Raw genomic sequence first — 22177 nt, 5'->3', positions numbered from 1 at the left:
CGCTCACGTGGTTCTGCGGTTGCGCGCCAGATAGCGCTGCGCCACCACGACAACGATAAGGAAGCCGCCGCTGACCACCGACTGGTAGGAGGAGTTGAGGGTACCGATCTGGTTGATCAGATTCTGGATGACGGCGAGCAGCAGCACGCCCCAGAGGGTTCCGCTGACCGATCCGGCGCCGCCTACCAGCAGCGTTCCGCCGATGACGACGGCGGAGATCGCGTCGAGCTCCATGCCCACGCCGACGATGGTGACGCCGGAGGTGAGCCGGGCCGCGTTCAGCGCACCGGCGAGGCCGGCGAGCAGACCGCTCAGCGTGTAGACGAGGATCTTCGTCCGGGCGACGGGCAGGCCCATCAGGGTCGCGGCATCGCTGCTGCCGCCCACGGCGAAGATCGACTGTCCGAACGAGGTGCGCTGGAGGACGAGTCCGCCGATCCCGAAGAGGACGAGGGCGATGAGGAGCGGGTACCCGAAGCCCCAGACGTCGCCCTGTCCCAGGTCGGCGAAGGCCGAGTCCTTGGGGACGAGGTAGGTGGTGCCGCCCTCGTCGGTGAGGGAGAGCAGCAGACCACGGGCGCCGAGGAGAGTGGCGAGGGTGACGATGAAGGGGGCCATCCCGGCTCGGGCGATGAGGAACCCGTTGAGCAGGCCGATCGCGGAACAGACCACGAGCGGTACGAGCAGCGCGGGCAGGAAGCCGTACTGCGAGGCCCAGGCGGCGAGGACGCCGCCGAGGGCGAAGACGGAGCCGACCGACAGGTCGATGCCGCCGGTGATGATGACCATGGTCATGCCGAGCGCGACCACGGCGAGGAAGGACGCCTGCACGGTGACACCGCGGGCGTTGTCCAGGCTGTGGAACGTCGGGTAGATGGCGGAGGCGACGACGATCACCGCGATCAGCACGGCGAGGACGCCCTGGCGCTGGAGGATGTCGAGGACGCGCTGTCCCGCGGTGGGGCCGGCGGAAGCGGCACCCTCCTGGGGGCGGGGCTCGGGCGCCTTGGCCGGAGCGGGAGTCGCTTGCGGGGCCGTGGTCCGGGCCACCGGGGCGGAGGAGGTTTCGTTCATCGGGACCGGCGCTCCCGGGCGACGTAGACGGCGGCGATGATGATGGCTGCCTGGGCGATCTGGGCGGTGGAGTCGGGCAGGTCGTGCTTGACGAGGGTGGCGCGCAGGAGCTGCATCAGCAGGGCTCCGGCGACGGTGCCGAGCACGCGGACGGAACCGCCGGTGAGCGGGGTTCCGCCGACCACGACGGCGGTGATGGCGGAGAGCTCCATCAGGGTGCCGAGCGAGGACGGGTCACTGGCGGTGAGCCGGGCCGTGGCGAGGATGCCGGCCAGCGCGGCCAGCACGCCGCAGAGCACGTAGACGCCGATGAGGACGCGCTTGACGGGAAGCCCGGCGAGTTTGGCGGCGGCGCGGTTGCCGCCGACGGCGACGACCTGGCGGCCGAAGGTGGTGCGCCCGATCAGGAAGGCCACGGCGACGGCGAGGACGCCGGCGATGAGCACGACCAGCGGAATGCCGAGGAAGGAGTCGGTGCCGAGCGCGAGCAGGTCGGGGTTTTCGATCTGCTTGAGCTGGCCGTCCGCCATCACGAGGGCGAGGCCCCGGCCGCCCACGAAGAGCGCGAGGGTGGCGACGATGGGCTGGAGTCCGACGAGGGAGACGAGCGATCCGTTGACGGCCCCGACGACCGCTCCGGCGAGCAGGGCGATGCCGAGCGCCGGTACGAGGCCGTACCCGAGGTAGAGCGGGAGGAGCGCCGCGGCCAGCGCCATGGTGGAGCCGACGGAGAGGTCGACGCCCTCGGTGCCGATGACCAGGGCCATGCCCAGCGCGACGATGACGATCGGGGCGACCTGGACGAGCTGCGTGCGCAGGTTGTCGGTCGTCAGGAAGTGGTCGGTGAAGAGTGCGTTGAAGAGCAGCAGCACGGCGACGGCCGCGTAGACGCCGTACTCCTGCCACCACGCGGGGGTGCGCAGCCGGGCCAGCGGGTTCGCTGCGGGCGGGGCCAGGGTGGCCTGGGTCATCGGGGTTCCTCCTGTGCGACCGGGGTCTTCTCCGGCGTGGCCGGCGCGTTCGTGGGCGACGCGTCCGGGGCGTGGTCGGCGAGCACTTCGAGCAGCCGGCTCTCGGCGACCTCGTCGCCGGCGAGCTCGCCCGCCACGGCTCCGCCGCGCAGGACGACGATGCGGTCGGCGCCCTCGATGAGCTCCTCGATGTCGGAGGAGATGAGCAGCACGGCCAGGCCCTCGCCCGCGAGTTCGTCGATGAGGCTCTGGACCTCGGCCTTGGCGCCGACGTCGATGCCGCGGGTGGGCTCGTCGAGCAGCAGGACCTTGGGCTCCAGGCAGAGCCAGCGGGCGATCAGCACCTTCTGCTGGTTGCCGCCGGAGAGTTCGCCGACCTTCTGCTCGGGGCTGGAGCACTTGATGCGCAGGCGCTTCATGAAGATCTCGACGACGCGGTCCTGCTTGGCGCGGGAGACGACTCCGGCCCGGGAGAGGCGGGGCATCGCGGCGAGCACGATGTTCTCGCGCACCGACAGACCGGGGATGATGCCCTCGGCCTTGCGGTCCTCGGGGAGGAGGCTGATCCCGGCCCTGATGGCGGCGGCCGGGGTCAGCCGGCCGAGGGTCTTGCCGTCGACGCTGATGTTCCCCGCGTCGACGGGCAGCGCACCGGAGAGGGCCTTCGCCGTCTCGCTGCGGCCGGAGCCGAGGAGGCCGCCGAGTCCGAGCACCTCTCCGCCGTACAACTCCAGGGAGATGTCGTCGAGATGGTGGCGGCTGGAGACCCCGGACGCGGTCAGGACCGGCGTGCGGGTGGTGTCGTGACCGCCCTCGGTGAAGTTGGTGAGGCCCGACCGCTTGACCTCGGCCATGTCACGGCCGAGCATCATCGACACGAGCTGCATCCGGTTGAGTTCGGCGAGGTCGCCCGTGTGGATGTGGCGGCCGTCGCGCAGCACGGTGACCCGGTCGCAGATCCGGTAGAGCTCGTCCATGCGGTGGCTGACGTAGAGGACGGCGATGCCGCGCTCACGGAGGTTGGCGATGACGCGGAAGAGCGTCTCGACCTCGCGGGGCTCCAGCGAGGACGTGGGCTCGTCCATGATGACGACCTGGGCGTTGACCGAGACGGCACGCGCGAGCGCGACCATCTGCTGGGTGCCGATGCCGAGGGTGTTCAGCGGACGCTTGGGGTCGACGCGGACGCCGAAGCCGTCGAGCAGTTCGGCCGTCTCGCGGTGCATCCGGGCGAAGTCGATCAGCCCGAAGCGGTTCTTGGGCTCGCGCCCGAGGAAGATGTTCCGCGCCACGCTCATCAGCGGGACGAGGTTGACCTCCTGGTAGATGGTGGAGATGCCGGCCTGCTGGGCCTCGAAGGGCCGGGCGAAGCGGACGGCTCCGTCGTTCATGCGGAGTTCACCGCCGTCGGGCCGGTAGACCCCTGTGAGCACCTTGATGAGGGTGGACTTGCCGGCACCGTTCTCACCGACCAGGGCGTGGGTCTCCCCCGCCCGCAGGGAGAACGACACGTCGTCCAGGGCGACGACGCCGGGGAACCGCTTGCTGACGCCACGGGCTTCGAGGACCGTGCCGGCGTCCTGGGCGGGGCCCGGAGCGGATGCGACGGGCTCGGGCGGCTGGGTTACTGCTTCGGGTGGTGCCATGAATCCTGGCCTTCCAAGTTCCAAGGTGCCGAAAGGGCGGGGGCGGGGGGGGAGAATCCCCCTTACCGGTGAATGACGGAGGGAAATCCCTGCCGCCGTGGCACGGTTCGCGCCACGGCGGTCACGGGAGAGCCCCGGGGCGTGTCGTCACGGCAGTTCGACGACACGCCCCGGCCGTCCGGCGGGACGACGGGTCAGTACGCGCCGCCGACCGAGGCCTTGGCGTTGCTCTCGTCGTACGCGCGGTCCGAGATGATGACGTTCTCGGGGATCTCCTCGCCGCCGTAGAACTTCTGGGCGGTCTGGAACGCCAGCGGGCCGAAGCGCGGGTTGGACTCGATCACGGCGTTGTACTCGCCGTTGACGACCGCCTGGACGGCGTTGCGGGTGCCGTCGACCGACACGATCTTGACGTCCTTGCCCGGCTTCTTGCCCGCGGCCTTGAGCGCGGTGACGGCGCCGAGGCCCATCTCGTCGTTCTCGGCGTAGACGGCGGTGATCTCGGGCTTCGACTGGATCAGCTGCTCCATGACCTGCTGGCCCTTGTCACGGGCGAACTCGCCGGTCTGCTGGGCCACGATCTCCAGTCCCGGGGCCTTCGCCGCGAGCTGGTCCACGAAGCCCTTGGTGCGGTCGGTGGTGACGCCGTTGCCGGAGGTGCCGAGGAGGATGGCGACCTTGCCCTTGCCACCGGTCGTCTTGATCATCGCGTCGGCGGCGCGCTTGCCCTGCTCCACGAAGTCCGAGCCGAGGAAGGCCACGTAGTCCTTGCAGGCGCCGGCGTTGAGCTTGCGGTCGATGGTGAGGACCGGGACCTTCTTGGCCGCGGCGGCCTTCAGCGCGGGCTCCAGGCCGTCCGAGTTGAGCGGGGCGACGATGAGGAACTGCGCGCCCTGGGACAGCATGTCCTGGATGTCGCTGATCTGCTTCGACAGCTGCGACTGGGCGTTGGTGGTGAGGAGCTTCTTCACGCCGACCTTGGCCGCCTCGTCCTTGATGGACTGGGTCTCGGCGATACGGAACGGGTTGGCCTCCTTCTCCGACTGGGAGAAGCCGACGATCGCGTTCTTGAGATCGAGCTTGGGCGCCCCGTAGGTCTGGAGGGAGCAGCCGGAGCCGGAGGTGCTGTCGGGGGCCGTGGTGGCCGCCTGGGCGGCCTGGCCGGTGTCGGAGGACGAAGCGGTGTCGTTGGTCTCCGACTTCGAGCAGCCGGCCGCGGTGAGCATGGCGGTGGCGGCGAGCACGCAGGCCGCGGCGAGGGTACGGGATCGGCGCTGGATCATCATGCGCGGGACGCTCCTTGGGCGGGATGACGGCACGCGGAACCACGTGCGGTCGGGCTGTTTCTGATGAAGCATCAGCTCGAATCGGCTGATGCCGGTTGCCTGTCCTCGATGTCGTCCGTGGGTACGGACGGGGATCGGGAGGGGCGGCGCGGCCTGTCGGCGGCTCGGTTTACAACGTTATATAGGCGGCTTCGGCGCGACGGCAAGAGCACAACGGATGCGTTTCCAAAATGTGTCGTGGGGCGCGGGACGGGGCCTTTGCCCGGCTCGCGCGCCCGCGCGCCGCCGCCGCGCGCAGGCGCGCGGAAGCACCGCTGCGGCCCGCCGAGGGGCCAACACCGGTGGAAAAACGATAGGTTCAAGAGGGCGGGAACGGCCGCACGGGAACGGTCCGTCCCGCCGGAGGGCGGACGGCCGTACGGAAACGGTCCGTCCCGCCGGATCAGGCCTTCGGAGCGTGAGCGGCGTACAGCGCGCTCACGTCGGCGGCGCCGAGCGCCTTGTCGAAGACCTGGACCTGGTCGACGGAACCGTTCCAGAAGTCGGTCGGGTTGCCGTTCCACTTGGCGCGGCCCACGGAGAGCGGACCGGTGCTCACGTCACCGGCACCGCCGGCCGGGGCGGACGCGGCGAGCTTGCCGTCGAGGTAGATCGAGATGGTGTCGCCCTGGCGCACACCCACCAGGTGGTACCACTTGCCCAGTTCGGGGGTGGTCACCGCACGGGCCCGGTTGCTGCCCGGCAGGGAGAAGGCGAACGCGCCCTGTCCGTACTGGAGGTAGAACGGGTTCTCGGTGCGGCGGCCGTCCTGGCTGACGGCCGAGGCGTAGTTGCTGGGCAGCTGGTCCAGCGAGACCCACGCGGAGACCGAGTAGTCCTTCGTGGTGTCCACGACCGGACCGGCCGTCTGCGCGTACTGGGCGTCGCCCGAGAACTTCAGCGCGGAGCCGGAGACGCCCTGCGTCCACGAAGCGCCACCGGTCAGGGTGAGCGAGGCGTGGTTCGGACCGCTGTCGGCGGCCTTGGTGCCCTTGTTCTCGTCGAGGTTCCAGGCGGCTCCGCCCTTGACCTCGTCGCGCTGACCGGCCGCGGCACCGGCGGCGATGACCTTCTTGTTGATCGCGCGCACCGCGGCGATGTCGACCTTGGGCTCACGACGGTCGTACGTCCACAGGCCGTTCAGCTCGTGCTCCAGGTCGGTGACCTGGGTGTAGACGGAGCCGGACAGCTCGGCACCGGCCGCTTCGAGGTAGTACTTCTCGGTGTTCTCGACGTACTTGGCGGTGAGCGCGGCCTTGTCGTTGACCCCGCTGTAGATCACGGTCGGGGCGCCCGGCCACATGTGTCCGGGGGTCCGCAGCGTGAAGCCACCGTGCTCGCCGTCCATCGCGGCCCGGGTGGCGTCCGGGAAGGCGGGGTCGGTGTTGCCGTAGTCGTGGTGGTCGATGATGTCGCCGGCGCCCGAGTCACCCTTCGAGTTGCAGCAGTTCACGCCACTGTGGGCGTTCACGACGCGCGAGGGGTCGGCGGCCTTGACGGCCTCGGTGAGCTTGCCGGTCGCGGTGCGGTCCCACTCGCCCCAGCCCTCGTTGAAGACGATCCAGCCGCCGATGGACGGGTAGTTGTGCAGCTGGGTCATCTCCTCCTGGGCCTGGGAGATGAAGGCCTGCTGGCCGGCCTCGTTGTTGATGCCGCCGGACACGAAGTCCTGCCACACGAGGAGTCCGAGCTGGTCCGCGTGGTAGTACCAGCGGGGCGACTCGACCTTGATGTGCTTGCGCACGGCGTTGAAGCCGAGGTCCTTCTGCGCCTTCAGGTCGAAGACGAGGGCGTCGTCACTGGGCTGGGTGTAGAGACCGTCGGGGTAGAAGCCCTGGTCCAGCTGGGCGAGCGAGAAGAACGGCTTCCCGTTGAGGGTGAGCTTCTGGTAGCCGCCCACCTTCTCGACCTTGAGCGAGCGCATACCGAAGTAGCTGCCCACCTTGTCGGTGGCGTGGCCGTCGGTCAGCGTGACGTCGAGGTCGTAGAGGTACGGGTCGTCGGGCGACCAGAGGTGCTCCTTGGCCACCGGCAGGCTGAGTTCGCGGTTGGCGGGACCGGAGACGGTACCGACGACCTTGCCCTTCTTGTCCCGGGCGACGGCCGTGATCCGGGCGTTGGCGGAAGCGTCGTCGGAGTTGACGGTGACGGCGAGCCGGCCCTTGTCGATGTCCGGGGTGGTGGTCAGCGAGTCGATGGAGGCGGTGGAGACCGGCTCCATCCAGACGGTCTGCCAGATACCGGAGGTCGCGGTGTACTCGATGCCGCCGGGGTTCGAGGACTGCTTGCCCTTGGGCTGGTTGGCCCCGGTGGTGTCGGTGACGGCGACCACGATCTCCTGCTGACCGGTGCCCTTGAGGGCGTCGGTGATGTCAGCGTCGAAAGCGGTGTAGCCGCCGGTGTGCTCGGCGACCTTCTTGCCGTTGACGAAGACGGTCGCGTTGTAGTCGACCGCGCCGAAGTTGAGCTTGAGCCGCTTGTCCTTGCCGGACTTGCCCACCTTCCAGTTCTTGGGCACCGTCACGAGCTTGCGGTAGAACATGTGGTCCTCGTGGCGCTCCAGTCCGGAGAGCTGGGACTCCACCGCGAACGGCACGGTGATCTTCTCGGCGAGCTTCTTGCCGAAGACGGGCTGCTCGCCCGCGGCGGCACCGGCGAACTCCCAGGTGCCGTTGAGGTTCTGCCACTGGGAGCGGACCTGCTGCGGCCGGGGGTACTCGGGCAGCGGGTTGTTGCGGTCGAGCTTGTCGCCCCAGACCGTGGTGAGGCGCTTGGTCGACAGGTTCTTGGCGTTGCGGCTGATGTCGGGGACGGTCTCGCCGCCCACCGTGAGCCCGCCCTCGGTGCCGTAGGTCACCTTGACCTGCTGGCCCTTCTGGATGGCCTCGGACAGTGTCACGATGAGCGAGTTGCCCTTGCCCGACGTCTTGACGACGGACTTGATCGGCATCGGCGTGGTGTCCGCCTCGATGACGAGGTGGTCCTTCACGGCGGCGAGGTTGCCGACCTTGTCGTCGAACGTGGCCTGGAGGCGCTTGCCGTCCTCGGCGACGGTCAGGGCGACCGGGTAGACCTCGTAGTCCGCGGGCGGGGTGAACGCCGACTCGGGGATGATCTGCTTGGCGAGCGCCGGGCTCGACCAGCGCAGGAACATGTTGGCGCCGCCGACGTCCTGGAACATCTCCAGCTTGAAGTCGTGCTTCACGCCCGCTTCCAGGTGGACCGGCTGGCTCGTCTGCTCGACGTCCCAGTCCCCCACCCAGTGGTCGATGACCGCAACGCCGTCGATCAGCAGCCGGAAGCCGTTGTCGCCGCTCGCGGAGAAGGTGTAGTCACCGGTCGCCGGGGCCTCGATCTGGCCAGTCCAGCGCGCGGTGGTGTTCTCGGTCTGCCCCGTGGCCGACTGGAAAGCGCCCGTGAGGTCCCCGAAGTTGACCTGTGGGTCCAGGGCGGTGGCGCCGAGCTTGGCGAAGTCCCGCGCCCCGGGGGCGGACATCGCGTAGTACTCGCCCTTGAGCCCGTGGACCAGAGTGGCCGGGTTCTCGGATACGAACGCCGGTGCCGTGGCCTCGGACGCCGAGTGGCCGGCGGGAGCCGCGGCAGCCGCCGGGACCATGGTGATGCCGAGGGGCATCGCCAGGGCCGCCGTACAAGCAAGCGTCGTCAAAGCCGCACGTCGGCGCGGTAGTTGTCGTCTCATGGCATTGTCCTCACGAAGGAGCTGAGTGCCTCGGACGAGCGAGGCACCGCACATGGTCGATCATTGAGCCACAGCCCCCAGCCCTGTCACAACGGTCGTGCACAGAAAATTTTCAACGATAGAAATTTGTGACCTGAGCGCGTACCGTTCACACGACGGAAACGCGTGCAACAGACCTGCGGCGCGCGGGGCGTTGAACAGGGCGGGCCACCGAGGGGATTCGTCCTCCACCTCGCCGCCACCACGGAACCCTTTGCCTCTCCCTCACGGACGCGGTCCACAAGGGACTTTTGAGCCAATCCCCAAGCCCAATCCCCAATCTTCAGGAGCTGACCGGCGATCCGGACCGACGCACGACGATCCGGACCGACGCACGACGATCCGATCCGACCGGACGCGGCCCAAAGGCGGCCCGGCGTACGGCGGATGAAGGGCTGAGGGGAATCGGACCGAGAACCGGAGCCGGGCCCCCTCACTCCCGCGGTCGCCCGGCGGAACGAGGCTCCTCCCCAGCCGGGCACTGTCGACGAGCTGCGGGACGCGGTGGGCGCGTCCGGCCGCCCCTGCCGCTCCCGCCGTCGTGGGAACTCCATGCGTCGGCCGACTGGACGCGGACGGCTCGGGCGCGGACCACGAAGGGCCGGGAGAGGACGGTGATGGCGATGGAGGCGGCGGCCACACAGGCGACGGCCGTACCCGCGGTGAAGTGCTGGGCGATGCCGCCGGCGATCGCGGCCCCGATCCCCTGCCACGTCATCCGGCCGGCGGACTCGACTCCCTGGACCTGGCCACGGACCGGATCAGGGGTCAGCTCCAGGAGCTGCTCCTGGAGCGGCAGGGTGGCAGCGAAGCCGGCGCCGGCGATGAACACCGCGACGGTCGCCACCGGCACGGGCGGGTGGAAGGCGAACAGCAGGTAGGGGGCGGCGAGCAGCAGGCGGAGGGCGAATGCGTAACGGCGTCGCTGTTCCGCGGTGAACAGCCGTCCGACCGCGAGGTCACCGAGGAGCATGCCTGCCGATCCGGCGGCGAGGAAGAAGCCGGCGCGATGGGGGGCGTAGGAGATGAACAGGGCCTCGCAGCCGACGATCAGGCCATTGGGGACCCACAGGTTCAGCAGCAGCGCGCGTTGGCCGGAGCGGGAGAAGAGCTCGATGTTCGTCGTCCAGGTCTGGCGCAGTCCAGGGCGACGGGTCAGACGGATCGAGCGCTCCCGGACCGTCACCGCCACGATGACCGATCCACCGCCGGTCAGGGCTGCCGCGACAGCGAAGACCTCCTGTGGGCTCAGGTACCGCAGCAGTACGGCGCCGATGGCGTAGCCGAGAATGGCCATGCCTCCCGAGGTGATGTTCATCAGCGAACGTGCCAGTGCATAGGCGGAGGCCGGCACCACCTCGGCGAGCAGCCCCATCCGCGCGCCCGTTCCCAGGGACCGGAAGAAGCCCAGTACGAGGAGCAGGCCGAACCGGGCGGCGAGCGGCAGCCCTGGAACCGCCTGTGCGGCACCACCCGCGAGCGAGACGCACTCGAGCGCGACGAGTGTCCGGCGAGGTCGGTTTCCGTCCGCGACCGACATCAGCGTCAGTGCACCGAGCACCGTGGCGAAGGTGGCGCCGTACATGCTCACAGCGGTCAGGAACGGGGACTTGGTCTGCTGGTCGACCAGCGTGCCGAGCGCGAAGCCCGACAGGGTGGTCGCGGCGACCGCCAGGGTGAGGCTGGCGTACAGACCCATGAATTCACGGTTGCGGAGCAGGTCACGGTAGGTGCTGGGCGGTTTGCCGGAGGCAGTCGTGTCAGAAGGCATGAAAAAAGCCTTCGCGCGCACCCAACCTGGGGCACCGAAGGCCGACTCGGAGATTATAGCAAGCGTCCCGCTCCTGCCGTAGCCCCACCCCTGCCCCACCCCCGCCCCACCCCCGCCCCAGTCCGGCGCGAGCATGCCGTCGCCCGCCAACTCGGCGCGAGCGCCCGCAAGCAGCTTTCGAAACTTTCGGCCGCAGCGACTTCATACCGACGCACCCCCGTCCACTTCTCCACACGCCCCAGAAGGGCTGCGGCCGACACACACCCACGACCTGCTGGTATGTCCGACACCCATCGAAGGAACCGCTTCGAAGCTTTCGCCGTCGCGACCGAAACCATTGACAGCCCAGGGAGCCACGTCAACACTGATCGCCGACCCGGAACCCCTGACGCGTCGACCCGGCCTTCGCGCTCCAACTCCCAAGTGCAGAGCTGGACTTGACGAGTCCCACCACACTGCGGACAGCCGACCGACACGGTCCGACCGCAGTCGCCTTCCCCCACGGAGGAACCCATGCGAACTCCCTCGGTCTTCTCGCCGCGCTCCTTGGCCGCAGGCCTCGCCGCCCTCATGACGACGGTGACCACCGTCGCCGCTCTCACGACAGTGGCCTCGCCGTCGTACGCCGCCACGTGCAACGGGTACGTCGGGCTCACCTTCGACGACGGCCCCTCGAACGACCACACACCCGCCGTGCTCAACGCGCTCAAGCAGAACGGGCTGCGGGCGACCATGTTCAACGAAGGCCAGTTCGCGGCCTCCTACCCGGCCCAGGTGAAGGCGGAGGTCGACGCCGGTATGTGGGTCGGCAACCACAGCTACACGCACCCGCACCTGATCCAGCAGAGCCAGGCGCAGATGGACTCGGAGGTCTCCCGGACCCAGCAGGCCATCGCGGCGGCGGGCGGCGGGACTCCGAAACTTTTCCGTCCTCCGTACGGCGAGACCAACGCGACGCTGCAGGCCGTCGAGGCCAAGTACGGGCTGACGCAGGTGATCTGGGACGTCGACTCGCAGGACTGGAACGGCGCGAGCACCGACGCGATCGTCCAGGCCGCCGGGCAGCTCACCAACGGCCAGATCATCCTCATGCACGAGTGGCCCGCCGCCACCCTCGCGGCGATCCCGCGCATCGCCCAGGGGCTGGCGGCCCGCGGACTGTGCGCGGGGATGATCTCGCCGCAGACCGGGCGCGCCGTGGCCCCGGACGGAGGCTCCACCGGCGGCGGCTCCACCGGCGGCGGTTGCTCCGCGACCCTGTCGGCGGGCCAGCAGTGGAGCGACCGCTACAACCTCAACGTCTCGGTCACCGGGGCCGGCAACTGGACCGTCACCATGAACGTCCCCGCTCCCGAGAAGATCATCGCGACGTGGAACATCACCGCCGCGTACCCCAGCGCCCAGGTCCTGACCGCCAAGCCCAACGGCAGCGGCAACAACTGGGGAGTGACGATCCAGACCAACGGCGCCACGACCTGGCCGACGGTCTCCTGCAGCGCGGGCTGAGGCCCGAGGACCCCGGACGGCCGTCCGGACCGGTGGACCCGGCGAGGCGGGGCAACCGGACGGCCGCCCCGTACACGGGAACGACGGACACGGAGACCCGAACCGCCGCCCCGTACAAGGAATCGACGAAGGCGGGTACCCGAACTCCCGCACCGCACAGGGAAACGACGAAGGCGGGTACCGGACCGCCGTCCGGCACCCGCCTCGCCGGGTCCACCGGCCCGAAGGCCGGTGTGACCGTCGACTACCCCGGAATCAGCCGGAGAAGTTCGTCACCGTGGACGGAACGGTGTCCGTCCCGAACGCGGGGGCACCCGTGTCGTTGATGACGTGGTTGTAGCGCCCGGCCCCGCCGAGCGAGACCGTCAGGATGCTGTGGAACTTCACGCCGGACTTCACCGGCACCTGGAAGCCCCGGTCCGTCTCGATGCTCGTCAGAGTGAAGGCGCAGTAGCTCCCCACCCCCCAGGCCTCGTGCGTGTTGACGGCCGGGTCGACCTTGTACGCCGCGTACCCCTTGCTGCTGCCGTCCATCCACTCGGCCTGGCTCGGTACGTCGTACGCCTTCTCGTTCTGGAAGAAGATCGTCCGTCCCCGCTCGCCGAACCACTCGACGTCGTACTTCTTGAAGTGCTCGACGAAGAGCCCGGTGGCGAGTACGTCGTCGCCGTGGACGAGCAGCCCGTTGTCGGCGGCGTTGACGTTCCAGCCGACACCGGAGCCGTGGTCGGCCCGCCAGATCCAGGTGTGGTCGATGATCGTGTCGTCGCTGTAGATCTCGACGGCCGTCGTGGCCTTGCCCGCGAACTGGCCGCCCACCCGCACGAACACGTCCTGCATCGAGGTCGGGTTGTTCGCGTGGTCGGTGTGGGTGCCCTGCTTGCCGATCTCCAGCAGGGTGGGCGAGTTGGTGGTGCCCGCGTCGATCAGGAATCCGGCGAGCTTGACGCCGTCGACGTCGGCGACCTTCATCGCGGTGACGCCGTTGTCCGGGACGAGGGTGGCGAGGCCGAGGCCCAGGACCACCGTGTCGGCGCGGTTGACCTCGATGGTGCGGTCGAGGTGGTAGACGCCCGGGGTGAAGAGCAGGTTCAGGCCCTGGGCGAGCGCCTGGTTGATGGTGGCGGCGGAGACGCCCGGCTTGGCCACGTAGAACTGGTCGAGCCCGATCGAGGTGCCGGGGGTCGAGCCGTTGGCCCAGCTCACGCCCCGTGCGTTGACCCGCTTGGAGGGCACGAACACCTTGTACGCGGAGCCGTCCAGGTAGAGGTAGGGCTTCTCCCGGCTGACCGGCGTGGTGTCCAGGGTCGTGTACCTGGGCTCCGGGAAGGAGGTCGCCGGGGCGCCCTCGGTGCCCGAGAAGACCATGTTCCAGACCGAGTTGGTCCAGCCGCCGATGGAGCTGTCGCGGGTGTACCACTGCTGCTGCGAGTACGGGCCGACCGTGCCGTCGATCTTGGAGTCGGCGATGTACCCGCCACTCGCCCAACCGTAGCCGGACGGGGCGAGGTTGAGGCCGCCCTTGACGTGCATCCGGCGGAACGGCGCGGCCTGGGCGACCGCCCAGCGGTTGGTGCCGTCGTACGGGGCGATGGAGAGGTTCTCCGTGGAGCGCCAGAAGTTCTGCGTCGCGTTGCCGTTGAACCATCCGGCGTCGACGCTGACTCCCTTGACGGTCACGTCGTCGGGGTTCTGCCCGAGGCCGAGGACCGAGGTGTAGAAGCCGGTGTTGACGTTGACGTCGTAGCTGCCGGGCTTGAAGGCCAGCGCGTAGCGCCCCTCCCCGAACTGCGCCGACTCCTGCTGCTGGTAGATCGCGTCGATCTGCTGCTGGATGGTGGCGGCCGACATGGACGGGTCGAAGACCTTGACGTTGGGGCCGAGGTCACCGCCGCCCTGGACCGGCGTCGTGGAACCGTCCTGCACGTGGACCGCCGCCTCCCAGAGGGAGTAGCCGTACGCGGTGCCCCGGGCCGTACCCGCGATGCGGAGGTAACGGCCCGAACCCTGCACCTGGTACGAGGAGGAGCCGCCGGTGGCGCCGGTGACCTTCTTCAGGTCGGTGAAGGTCGTGCCGTCGGTGGACGCCTGGATGGCGAAGTCCTTGCCGTAGGCCGCCTCCCAGGAGAGGTCCACCTGGCAGATGTTCTTGACCGCGCCGAGGTCGACCTGGATCCACTGGGGGTCGGCCGCCAGGCTGGACCAGCGGGTGGCGCCGTTGCCGTCGAAGGCGGAGGAGGCCGGGGTGCCGGCGCCCTCCACGGAGGAGGCGGTGGCCGTACGGTTGAGCGCCGCGTTGGCCGTACCGCACGAGCCCGTGCCCGTACCCGGGTTCGTGGTGCCCGACGCGGAGCCGTAGACCTGGAACTCCCAGAGGGAGTAGCCGTAACTCGTCGCCCGCACGGTGCCTTGGACCCGCACGTAGCGGCCGGTGCCACTGACGTCGAGCGTGTCGACGCCACCGTCCCCGTTCGTCACCGTGGTCAGGTCCGTCCAGCTGGAACCGTCCCCGGAGACCTGGATGCGGTACCCCTTGGCGTAAGCGGCCTCCCAGTTCAGCACCACCTTGCTGATGGTGGACGAGGTGCCGAGGTCCACCTGGAGCCACTGGTCGTCCGACGCGGCGCTGGACCAGCGGGTGCCGGTGTTGCCGTCGACCGCCAGTGCGGCCGTCGTACCGCCGTTCTCCTCCGAGGACGCCGTCACCGTACGGCCCTGCGACAGCAGGACCGGCGTGTCGGCACCGAAGGCCGGAGCTCCCAGGACGGGGATGGCGAGGATGCCTGCCACCACTGCCGCCGCGGCTCGGCCGGGTCTGAATCTCATATGTCGCTGCTCCTTCTCGGAACGCACACCGCGGCCCGCCGACCGGCGGACCACCCTGTGGGAGAGCGCTCTCTCACCCAGCCGCACACCCCGCCCGTCAGAGTGCGTGAGGGTTCATCAGAACTGATGCAGAGAGGAGAACTCGGAGAGAGCGCTCTCCCGGCGCATACCGTAGGAGGAGGCCCCTGGACCGTCAATAGATGCAGCAGAGATCAGCCCGCGGCTTCGGGCGGAGCGGGCCGCCGGGCCGCCTTGGACCTCGCGCGACCTGGTCAAACTCCATGCACGGGAGTGGAGTTGCCATGCCGTCGGTGTGCGGGAAGTGGAGGCGCCGCCGTGCGGGACACCGCCCCTGCGTTCACCCTCGCAAGGTTCTGGAGCCGCTCGCGGAACCCTCAGCCGGAGCCGGAAAGCTCCCGGCGGACCGGGCGGGGTCCGCCCCGGCGATGATCCGCCGGACACCGCCCGACCTCGATGGGTGATCGAGGTTCCGGACACCTTCGCCCGCGCCACCGTCGGACGCGAGAGCGCGCGCGGGAGGGCGTGGCTCGACGGACTTCCGCTGCTCGTCGAGGGCTTGCTCGACCGTGGGAGCTGCGTCCCGGACGGCCGGATCACGCACGGCGGCGCCGGAGTCGTCGTCCCGGTCCGGCGGCGGCCCGAGGGGCCGGCCGTGATCAAAGTGCCCCTCCGCACCCGGGCAACGTCCACGAGCCGGACGGCGTCTCGGCATGGGCCGGTCACGGAGCCGTACTGCCGCACGACCGGGGCATCCCCGTCCCCCCGGAGTCCGCCGGGAACGGAACGCGGGTGGCCCCGGCGACGTCACGTCACCGGGGCCATCCGCAGACCGGCAGTGGGCAAGGATTCCGTCCCGCCAAGAATTGCGGGCCGGATTCACCAGCGGTACCAGCGTCCCTTCCGGCCGCTGGAGGCCGGGCGTACGAAGAAGCCCAGCAGCCACACCACCAGTACGATCACGGCGATCCACCACAATGCCTTCAGCGCGAATCCGGCGCCGAAGAGAACGAGAGCGAGAAGCAGGACGAGAAGAAGTGGGACCATGATGAGCAACCTCCGACCATCCATGTGCCCGCACACGCGAAGGGCACACCCCGCTCACCCCGGAGGCTTCTCCCAGTCGGCGCTTCCCCGCGTCCGGGCCGCCGCGACCAGCGACAACACGCCTCCGCACGGCCGAGTGCCTTTCGCACCCACGCCCCGCACGCGCCACACCCGCTCCCCGGCCCCCGGCCTTCCGGAGAAGTTCACGCGCTCCGCACATTTCCGCACACTCTCCGCAATCGATCGACGGATGCCGTCCTTGAAATCTTTTCTCCGGGGTACGCGAGGGAGGGACAACCGAATTCTCGTGACGGGGTAATTCATATGCACCACCAGGTTCTGAGCAAAGATTCGACCTCCCGTGACTCGCGTGTCGAATTCGTCTGCAAGCCGCAACGCGCCGCCGAGGCCCGGGACGCGATCGCCGCCTTTCTCGAACGACTCGATCCACCGCCCCGGGCCGAAACGGTCCAGAACCTGCTCCTGCTCGTGTCGGAGTTGGTGACCAACGCGATCCGTCACGCCGGTGGCGTCTGTGCGCTCCGGTTCGCCGCCGATCGCGGGGCCCTGCAGATCCGGGTCTCCGATCGCAGCTCCGCCCACCCCCAGGACCGCACGCCCGACCTCACGGGCCGCGCCGGCGGCTTCGGCTGGCCCATGATCCGGCGCCTCGCCCACGACGTGCAGGTGCGGAGCCGGGAAGGCGGAGGGAAGGTCGTCGTGGCGACGGTCGGCCGCTGAGGCGCGCACGCGGACGAGTCCGGCGCGCCCGCACCGGAAGCCACCACCGCGCGAGCGGCGGAACGGGCAGGAGTCCCGGCTCGCGCCCGGCCACGCACGAGCACGCCCACCGGCGCCGTCGCGTGGCTCCGCGATCCGGCTGCACCACCGCCACCTCATCAGGACATCGTTTCTTACGGCGTGGGCGCTCATTGGTCTGTGCATGACGGATCTGGTTGAGCGGTTGGTGCCGGATGAGTTGTAGGTGTTGTTCCGGCGGGTGGTGCCGCCCACGGAGGTAAGGCGTCCGCAGGGCGGGGGCCGTGTTCGGGCCGGTGACCGTGAGGTTCTGGCGGCGGTCGTCTTCGTGGCCACGTCGGGCTGTACGTGGCGGCAGCTTCCGCCGGTGTTCGGCCCGGCCTGACAGACGGTCTACCGGCGGTTCGCCCGGTGGAGCACGGACCGGGTCCGGGCCCTTCTCCACCGCGTGGTCCTGGACGAACTCGGGGCGCGGGGTGAGCTGGGCCGGTCGCGGTGCGCGATCGACTCCGTCGGCGTCCGGGCGGCAAAAGAGGGCTTCTGACGGGACCGAATCCGACCGGCCGAGACAAGTCGGGATCGAAAATCCATCTGGTCACCGACCGGAACGGACTGCCGCTCTCACCGGGCATCTCCGGCGCCGACACGCACGGCAGCCAGGGACTGGAACCGCTCGTCCGTGGAATCCCGCCCATCCGTTCCCGTCGCGGCCCACGCCGCAGGCGGCCGGCGAAGCTGCGTGCGGACAAGGGCTACGACTACAACCACCTGCGGTCGTTGAACGAACCGTCTCCTGGCTGGCCGGTTGTCGACGGCTCCACCGCCGCCACGAACGCAAACCCGAGCACTTCCTCGGCCGGCACAGCCGCAACCCTCATCTGCCACCGACGACTCACCACATGGGAGACCTCCAAGTCGTGCACGGCGCTCCGATATATCGCCCAGCCCGTGCCCCATCCGTGCCCAGCCGCACGGGCAGGAACGGTCATGTACGGCTCCCGGAGACCACGGCTCTACGCCTCGCCCAACGGGAAGACGCAGGCCAGAGCCACTCCAACGCTCCGGGAACCGCTGATTCCCAAGCCCAGGGCGCGAGTTCGATTCTCGTCACCTGCTCCATGAAAAGGCCCCAAGCCAATGGCCGGGGGCTTCCTTGTTGTCTGGACCAGTTCAGGCACCTCGTGCCATATCCATGCCAGATTTGGGGATGTCCGTGCTGTCGCCGGAGTATCAGCGGATCGCGGCGGGCCGGCAGGCGCCAGGACAGCCGTGACGTGCAAAGCGGCCTCGTACGATCCGTTCCGGATCCGTGGCCTGGGGTGAACGGGCGGATGTGGCCATGTTGGAGCGGATCGGGGCTCCGACATCCGGGTAAGGAGCCTGCGGCACCGGTCCGTTGACGCCGAAGACCGGCGGTCGTACCGTCGCCGGGCAGAGATGTGACCGTTGTTCATGAACGAGGACATGGGGTGGAGTCGTGGGGCAGCGCAAGGTCGTGGTGTCGGGTGGCGGTACGGGGATCGGGCGGGCGGTGGCCGAGGTCTTCGCGGCGGACGGCGACCACGTCGTCCTCATCGGGCGGCGCGAGGAGCCCCTGGAGAAGGCCGCCGGAGAGCTCGACGCGGCGCATGGCGCGGGAACGGCCTCCTGGGTCGCCGCCGATCTGAGCGATCCCGACCAGGCCCGCCGAGCCGTGGAGTTCTGCACCGCGGGCGGCGCGCAGGTCGACGTCATCGTCGCCAACGCCGGCGGCAACGTCGCACCGGCCCACGACGGCACCCTCGAAGGCGTCGCGGACAGCTTCCGCCGCAACTTCGAGGCCAACGTGCTCACCGCCGTGCTGCTCACCGAAGGATTGCTGCCGCACCTCACCCGGCCCGGCGGCCGGATCATCCAGATGTCGTCCATCGCCTCGCTGCGCGGCCCCGGTTCGTACGGCGGCTCCAAGGCCACGGTCAACGCCTACACCGTCGACCTGGCGCAGAAGCTCGGCCCGCAGGGCATCACCGTGAACGCGGTCGCTCCAGGTTTTGTCGCCGACACCGAGTTCTTCGGCGACCGGGCCACGCCCGAGTTCGTCGCCGCCCGGGCCAAGCAGGCACTGACGGGCCAGGCGGGCCGCCCCTCGGACATCGCTGCCGCGGTGCACTATCTGGCGTCACCTGAAGCGGCGTACATGACGGCGCAGATCGTGCATGTGAACGGGGGCGCAGCACTGGGGAGGTGACTGTTCATCATCAGTTGGCAGCCGGCCCGCGCGCGGCCGGCCCGACTCCACCCTCCGTGCGCGGGCATGGGGGGCTCCCGGTCGGCCCGCGCGCAGAAGTCGTACGAATCAACATCACGCCCGTCCACCACCCTGGAGGCCAGGGGCCTGGTCGCCATGGATGCCCAGCTTGCGGTCTCCCCGTTCTCCACCGACCGGTGCCGGGACTGAACGAGGCGCTCGGCGCCTGCGCGGCACCCACCGACTTCGGCCGGCAGTTCGGCGGTGCGCTCCGGCAGGCGGGGAACTGTGCCGTGAATCGGGCCCATCCACATCTGCAAGCGCCGCCACGCCGGCCCATGGATCGACGTCACCGGTCGATGAGCTGCCGTCCTTGTCGTTCGGCTCGTTCTCCGTATCGCGCGTTGCCTTCGCACCACCCATCGGGCTCACGCATCCATGGAGAGAGCGATTCTGTTCGCGGGGCAGGACTACACCGCCCCGCTGGGTGGCACGGTCCGGTCATGAGGGTGATCAACGTGCAGGCCGCTGCTCTCACCAGCGCCCACGTCCGAATCGGAGCCGCCGGCCATGGCCCCCGGCGTACGGATGCCCGTCCGTGACACGGAATCATGCGGGCATGGTCACCATTCACCTGAAGTACGAGATCGACGCCGACAAGCTCGAGGATTTCGAGGAGTACGGTCGCCGCTGGGTCCGTCTCGTCAACCGGTTCGGCGGGACGCATCACGGCTACTTCCTGCCGAGTGAGGGCGACAGCGACATCGCCTACGCGCTGTTCTCCTTCCCCAGTCTGGCCGCGTACGAGCAGTACCGCTCGGACAGCATGTCCGACCCTGAGTGCCTGCAGGCGTTCGCACTGGCTCGTGAGACCCGCTGCATCAAGCGCTACGAGCGCCGGTTCCTCCGGCCGCTGGACGGCCTGTCCTGAGTCTTGGGTGGCGTGCGGCCGGTAGCTGACCTGTTCGTTCTCGTCGGCATCACGGACATCCGCTCCGGGGTGGCTGCCGGCCGTACGCCGGCTGACCGTACCTCTCCGAGCCGGTGGTACCGCCAGGGCCACCGGGACCGACTCGGACTCAACTCGGCTTGTTGCAAGAAAAATTGGCTATTACGCCGCTCGCGTCCGGACGAAGGAGGCGGCCACGCGTGGCTCGTGCGTGGCCGCCTCCCCGTGTGTTCCGGTTGCCCTACGGCGTGGTGATCGCCGGGCGGGGGGCCGTCGGCATCCCGTTGCCGATGGCGAAGCTCGGGTGCGGCGGCTGGTTGTAGGCGGTGTTCTGCCACGCGAGCGCGGTGCGGTACTGGGTGTCGTGGAGCAGCGTGGTGATCCGGGTCGTGGTCTCGTACGGCGTGGAGTAGATGCGCAGGGCGGTGTTGTTCGTCGTCGGCCAGACGACCTCCTCGCGCCAGTCGCCGAAGAGGTCTCCGGAGATGGCGGGGGTGGCCTTCGTCCCGTTGTTGGCGTGGACGGAGTCGCCGGTGAGCAGCCGGGTGTCGGACGAGGTGCCGTACTTGTCGATGTGGGTGGAGTCGAGCAGTTCGCGTGTGGTGTCGCCGTCCCACCAGGTCAGGAAGTTGGTGCTGGACGGCTTGCGGGTGGCGACCACGGCGCCGGAGGGGCTGCGTACGCCGTCGGCTGCCGAGGACCAGGATTCGGCGCCGGGGCTGCCGGACCAGATGTCGCCCGAGACGCCCCGCCCGTTGTCGCCGGAGGCCGGGGTCGACCACAGGATCTGTCCGGTGCGGGCGTCTGCCATCCAGGACGAGGGCTTGGAGGCGTCCTCGTCCACCTTGAACTCCTCCAGGCCTGCCCGGGAGGGATCGAGGTCGCCGACGTGCTGGGCGTCGCCGTGGCCGTTCTTGGTGGTCCACAGGGAGGCGCCGTTGTCGTCCACGGCCATGGAGCCGTACACGATCTCGTCCTTGCCGTCCGCGTCGACGTCGGCCACGGACAGCTGGTGGTTGCCCTGGCCGTCGTAGCCCCGTCCGGTGTTGGTGGAGCTGTTGGTGTCGAAGGTCCACCGCCGGGTGAAGGTGCCGCCGCGCCAGTCCCAGGCGGCGATGACGGTGCGCGTGTAGTAGCCGCGCGCCATGATCAGGGAGGGCCGGGAGCCGTCGAGGTAGGCGGTTCCGGCGAGGAAGCGGTCGACCCGGTTGCCGTACGAGTCGCCCCACGAGGAGACGGTGCCGCGCGCGGGGACGTAGTCGACCGAGCCCATGGCCGCGCCGGTGCGGCCGTTGAACATGGTCAGGTACTCGGGTCCGGTGAGGACGTAGCCCGAGGAGTTGCGGTAGTCGGCGGAGGCGCTGCCGATGGTGGCGCCCTTGCCGTCGACGGTGCCGTCCGAGGTCTTCATGGCGACCTCGGCCTCGCCGTCGCCGTCGTAGTCGTACACCTGGAACTGCGTGTAGTGCGCGCCCGAACGGATGTTGCGGCCGAGGTCGACGCGCCAGAGCCGGGTGCCGTCGAGCTTGATGCCGTCGACGATCGTGTTGCCGGTGTAGCCGGACTGCGAGTTGTCCTTGGCGTTGGTGGGCTGCCACTTGAGGACGAAGTCGAGGGCTCCGTCGCCGTCCAGGTCGCCCACGGACGCGTCGTTGGCCTCGTAGGTGTAGGCGACGCCGTCCGGGGTGGTGCCGCCGGCCGGCGGGCTGATGGGCACGTCCTTGTATCCCGCGCGGAACTGGATGGCGTGGACGGAGTCGGCCTGTTCGACGCCGCCGACCACGGCGCGGACGGTGTAGTCCGCGGTGGCGGGCGCGCCGGAGTGGAAGTAGTTGGTCGAGCCCGTGATGGGCGAGGCGTTGACCTTGGTGCCGGCCCGGTAGACGTTGAACGCGACGGCGTCGGGGTCCGTGCCGAGCCACCGCCAGCTGATCAGGTTGCCGCTGTCGGTGTGCACGCTGACGACGCCCCGGTCCAGCGCCTCGGCCTGCCGCAGGGTGGCGGCGTGCGAGGTCTGGCCCGCGGCGACGAGGCCGGCGGCGGCGAGCAGACCGGCGGTCAGCGAACTGAGCAACGCGCGGGTGCGGGCGGTCGGGCGACGCCTGCCTCGTGGGTGGGGGGAACGGGCTGAAGTGGATGTGGGGTTCACGGTACGCACTTTCGGCCGGGGGCGGGTGACGGGTTGCGTACGTCAGTCGCCCCCGGCGGCACAAAGGTTGCCCGCCCTCCGCGCCGACTTCGGCCGTTCCCGGCCGCCCTCCGCGCCGCTCCCGGCCGCCCTCCGTCGTACCAGGACCGCCGCCGGGCTCCTCCCGCACC

At 69.6% G+C, this 22177-nt stretch carries 13 protein-coding genes and 2 pseudogenes; 6 read left to right on the top strand and 9 right to left on the bottom strand.

Going from position 1 to position 22177, the window contains the following annotated elements; genetic code table 11:
- Window positions 1-3: 3 nt before the first annotated feature.
- From ACFWEE_RS16960 to ACFWEE_RS16935, 6 genes are all read right to left on the bottom strand, one after another.
- Window positions 4-1074, bottom strand: a complete 1071-nt coding sequence (locus ACFWEE_RS16960; protein ID WP_386889855.1) for an ABC transporter permease — start codon at window positions 1072-1074, stop codon at window positions 4-6.
- Window positions 1071-2045, bottom strand: coding sequence for an ABC transporter permease (locus ACFWEE_RS16955; protein ID WP_386889854.1), 975 nt, complete (start codon window positions 2043-2045; stop codon window positions 1071-1073). Before ACFWEE_RS16955 ends, ACFWEE_RS16960 begins: the two co-directional genes overlap by 4 nt.
- Entirely contained in the window at window positions 2042-3691 is a 1650-nt protein-coding gene (locus ACFWEE_RS16950) for a sugar ABC transporter ATP-binding protein (RefSeq protein ID WP_386889852.1), read from the bottom strand. The genes ACFWEE_RS16955 and ACFWEE_RS16950 overlap by 4 nt, the downstream gene beginning before the upstream one ends.
- Before the next feature lie 194 nt (window positions 3692-3885).
- A complete protein-coding gene (locus ACFWEE_RS16945) occupies window positions 3886-4977 on the bottom strand; it encodes an ABC transporter substrate-binding protein (RefSeq protein WP_386889851.1) in 1092 nt (363 codons plus the stop codon).
- 442 nt (window positions 4978-5419) lie between these two features.
- Window positions 5420-8716, bottom strand: coding sequence for a LamG-like jellyroll fold domain-containing protein (locus ACFWEE_RS16940; RefSeq protein ID WP_386889849.1), 3297 nt, complete (start codon window positions 8714-8716; stop codon window positions 5420-5422).
- A gap of 472 nt (window positions 8717-9188) precedes the next feature.
- Window positions 9189-10526, bottom strand: a complete 1338-nt coding sequence (locus tag ACFWEE_RS16935) for a hypothetical protein (RefSeq protein WP_386889847.1) — start codon at window positions 10524-10526, stop codon at window positions 9189-9191.
- Between the two features lie 513 nt (window positions 10527-11039).
- Here ACFWEE_RS16935 and ACFWEE_RS16930 point away from each other — a divergent pair.
- Window positions 11040-12032 (top strand): polysaccharide deacetylase family protein, encoded by a 993-nt coding sequence (locus tag ACFWEE_RS16930; protein ID WP_386889845.1) that lies wholly within the window; start codon window positions 11040-11042, stop codon window positions 12030-12032.
- A 255-nt stretch (window positions 12033-12287) separates the two neighbouring features.
- Here the strand turns inward: ACFWEE_RS16930 and ACFWEE_RS16925 are convergent, their stop codons facing one another.
- Both ACFWEE_RS16925 and ACFWEE_RS16920 read right to left on the bottom strand, forming a co-directional pair.
- The gene (locus tag ACFWEE_RS16925) at window positions 12288-14858 is read right to left on the bottom strand and encodes a discoidin domain-containing protein (RefSeq protein ID WP_386889844.1); all 2571 of its coding nucleotides are present in this window, start codon (window positions 14856-14858) and stop codon (window positions 12288-12290) included.
- Window positions 14859-15755: 897 nt separating this feature from the next.
- Window positions 15756-15923 carry a DUF5670 family protein gene (locus tag ACFWEE_RS16920; RefSeq protein ID WP_386889842.1) on the bottom strand — a complete coding sequence of 56 codons (168 nt, stop codon included), beginning with the start codon at window positions 15921-15923 and terminating at the stop codon, window positions 15756-15758.
- A gap of 324 nt (window positions 15924-16247) precedes the next feature.
- Here ACFWEE_RS16920 and ACFWEE_RS16915 point away from each other — a divergent pair, with 324 nt between their 5' ends.
- The 5 genes and pseudogenes from ACFWEE_RS16915 (at window position 16248) to ACFWEE_RS16895 (ending at window position 19840) form a co-directional block, all read left to right on the top strand.
- Window positions 16248-16664 (top strand): ATP-binding protein, encoded by a 417-nt coding sequence (locus tag ACFWEE_RS16915; RefSeq protein WP_386889841.1) that lies wholly within the window; start codon window positions 16248-16250, stop codon window positions 16662-16664.
- A 244-nt stretch (window positions 16665-16908) separates the two neighbouring features.
- Window positions 16909-17579 (top strand): annotated as a pseudogene (locus tag ACFWEE_RS16910) (IS5 family transposase); the annotation flags it as partial.
- 580 nt (window positions 17580-18159) lie between these two features.
- Complete coding sequence (locus ACFWEE_RS16905; protein ID WP_386889839.1) at window positions 18160-18909, top strand: SDR family NAD(P)-dependent oxidoreductase; 750 nt, start codon at window positions 18160-18162, stop codon at window positions 18907-18909.
- Window positions 18910-19029: 120 nt separating this feature from the next.
- Window positions 19030-19157, top strand: a pseudogene (locus ACFWEE_RS16900) (glycosyltransferase); the annotation flags it as partial.
- 371 nt (window positions 19158-19528) lie between these two features.
- Window positions 19529-19840 carry an NIPSNAP family protein gene (locus ACFWEE_RS16895; protein ID WP_386889837.1) on the top strand — a complete coding sequence of 104 codons (312 nt, stop codon included), beginning with the start codon at window positions 19529-19531 and terminating at the stop codon, window positions 19838-19840.
- Between the two features lie 259 nt (window positions 19841-20099).
- On the opposite strand, the gene ACFWEE_RS16890 is transcribed toward ACFWEE_RS16895, so the two are convergent.
- Window positions 20100-21932 carry a rhamnogalacturonan lyase gene (locus tag ACFWEE_RS16890; RefSeq protein WP_386889836.1) on the bottom strand — a complete coding sequence of 611 codons (1833 nt, stop codon included), beginning with the start codon at window positions 21930-21932 and terminating at the stop codon, window positions 20100-20102.
- Window positions 21933-22177 lie beyond the last annotated feature (245 nt).

Source organism: Streptomyces sp. NPDC060184, assembly GCF_042728795.1.
Classification (GTDB): domain Bacteria; phylum Actinomycetota; class Actinomycetes; order Streptomycetales; family Streptomycetaceae; genus Streptomyces.
Note: the sequence above shows the minus strand (reverse complement) of the source record. Positions and strands in the feature narration are given on the sequence as shown.

Excerpts from the sequence above, each read along its gene's own strand:
- ACFWEE_RS16960 (WP_386889855.1), bottom strand. The coding sequence starts at position 1,074 with ATGAACGAAACCTCCTCCGCCCCGGTGGCCCGGACCACGGCCCCGCAA.
- ACFWEE_RS16955 (WP_386889854.1), bottom strand. The coding sequence starts at position 2,045 with ATGACCCAGGCCACCCTGGCCCCGCCCGCAGCGAACCCGCTGGCCCGG.
- ACFWEE_RS16950 (WP_386889852.1), bottom strand. The coding sequence starts at position 3,691 with ATGGCACCACCCGAAGCAGTAACCCAGCCGCCCGAGCCCGTCGCATCC.
- ACFWEE_RS16945 (WP_386889851.1), bottom strand. The coding sequence starts at position 4,977 with ATGATGATCCAGCGCCGATCCCGTACCCTCGCCGCGGCCTGCGTGCTC.
- ACFWEE_RS16940 (WP_386889849.1), bottom strand. The coding sequence starts at position 8,716 with ATGAGACGACAACTACCGCGCCGACGTGCGGCTTTGACGACGCTTGCT.
- ACFWEE_RS16935 (WP_386889847.1), bottom strand. The coding sequence starts at position 10,526 with ATGCCTTCTGACACGACTGCCTCCGGCAAACCGCCCAGCACCTACCGT.
- ACFWEE_RS16930 (WP_386889845.1), top strand. The coding sequence starts at position 11,040 with ATGCGAACTCCCTCGGTCTTCTCGCCGCGCTCCTTGGCCGCAGGCCTC.
- ACFWEE_RS16925 (WP_386889844.1), bottom strand. The coding sequence starts at position 14,858 with ATGAGATTCAGACCCGGCCGAGCCGCGGCGGCAGTGGTGGCAGGCATC.
- ACFWEE_RS16920 (WP_386889842.1), bottom strand. The coding sequence starts at position 15,923 with ATGGTCCCACTTCTTCTCGTCCTGCTTCTCGCTCTCGTTCTCTTCGGC.
- ACFWEE_RS16915 (WP_386889841.1), top strand. The coding sequence starts at position 16,248 with ATGCACCACCAGGTTCTGAGCAAAGATTCGACCTCCCGTGACTCGCGT.
- ACFWEE_RS16895 (WP_386889837.1), top strand. The coding sequence starts at position 19,529 with ATGGTCACCATTCACCTGAAGTACGAGATCGACGCCGACAAGCTCGAG.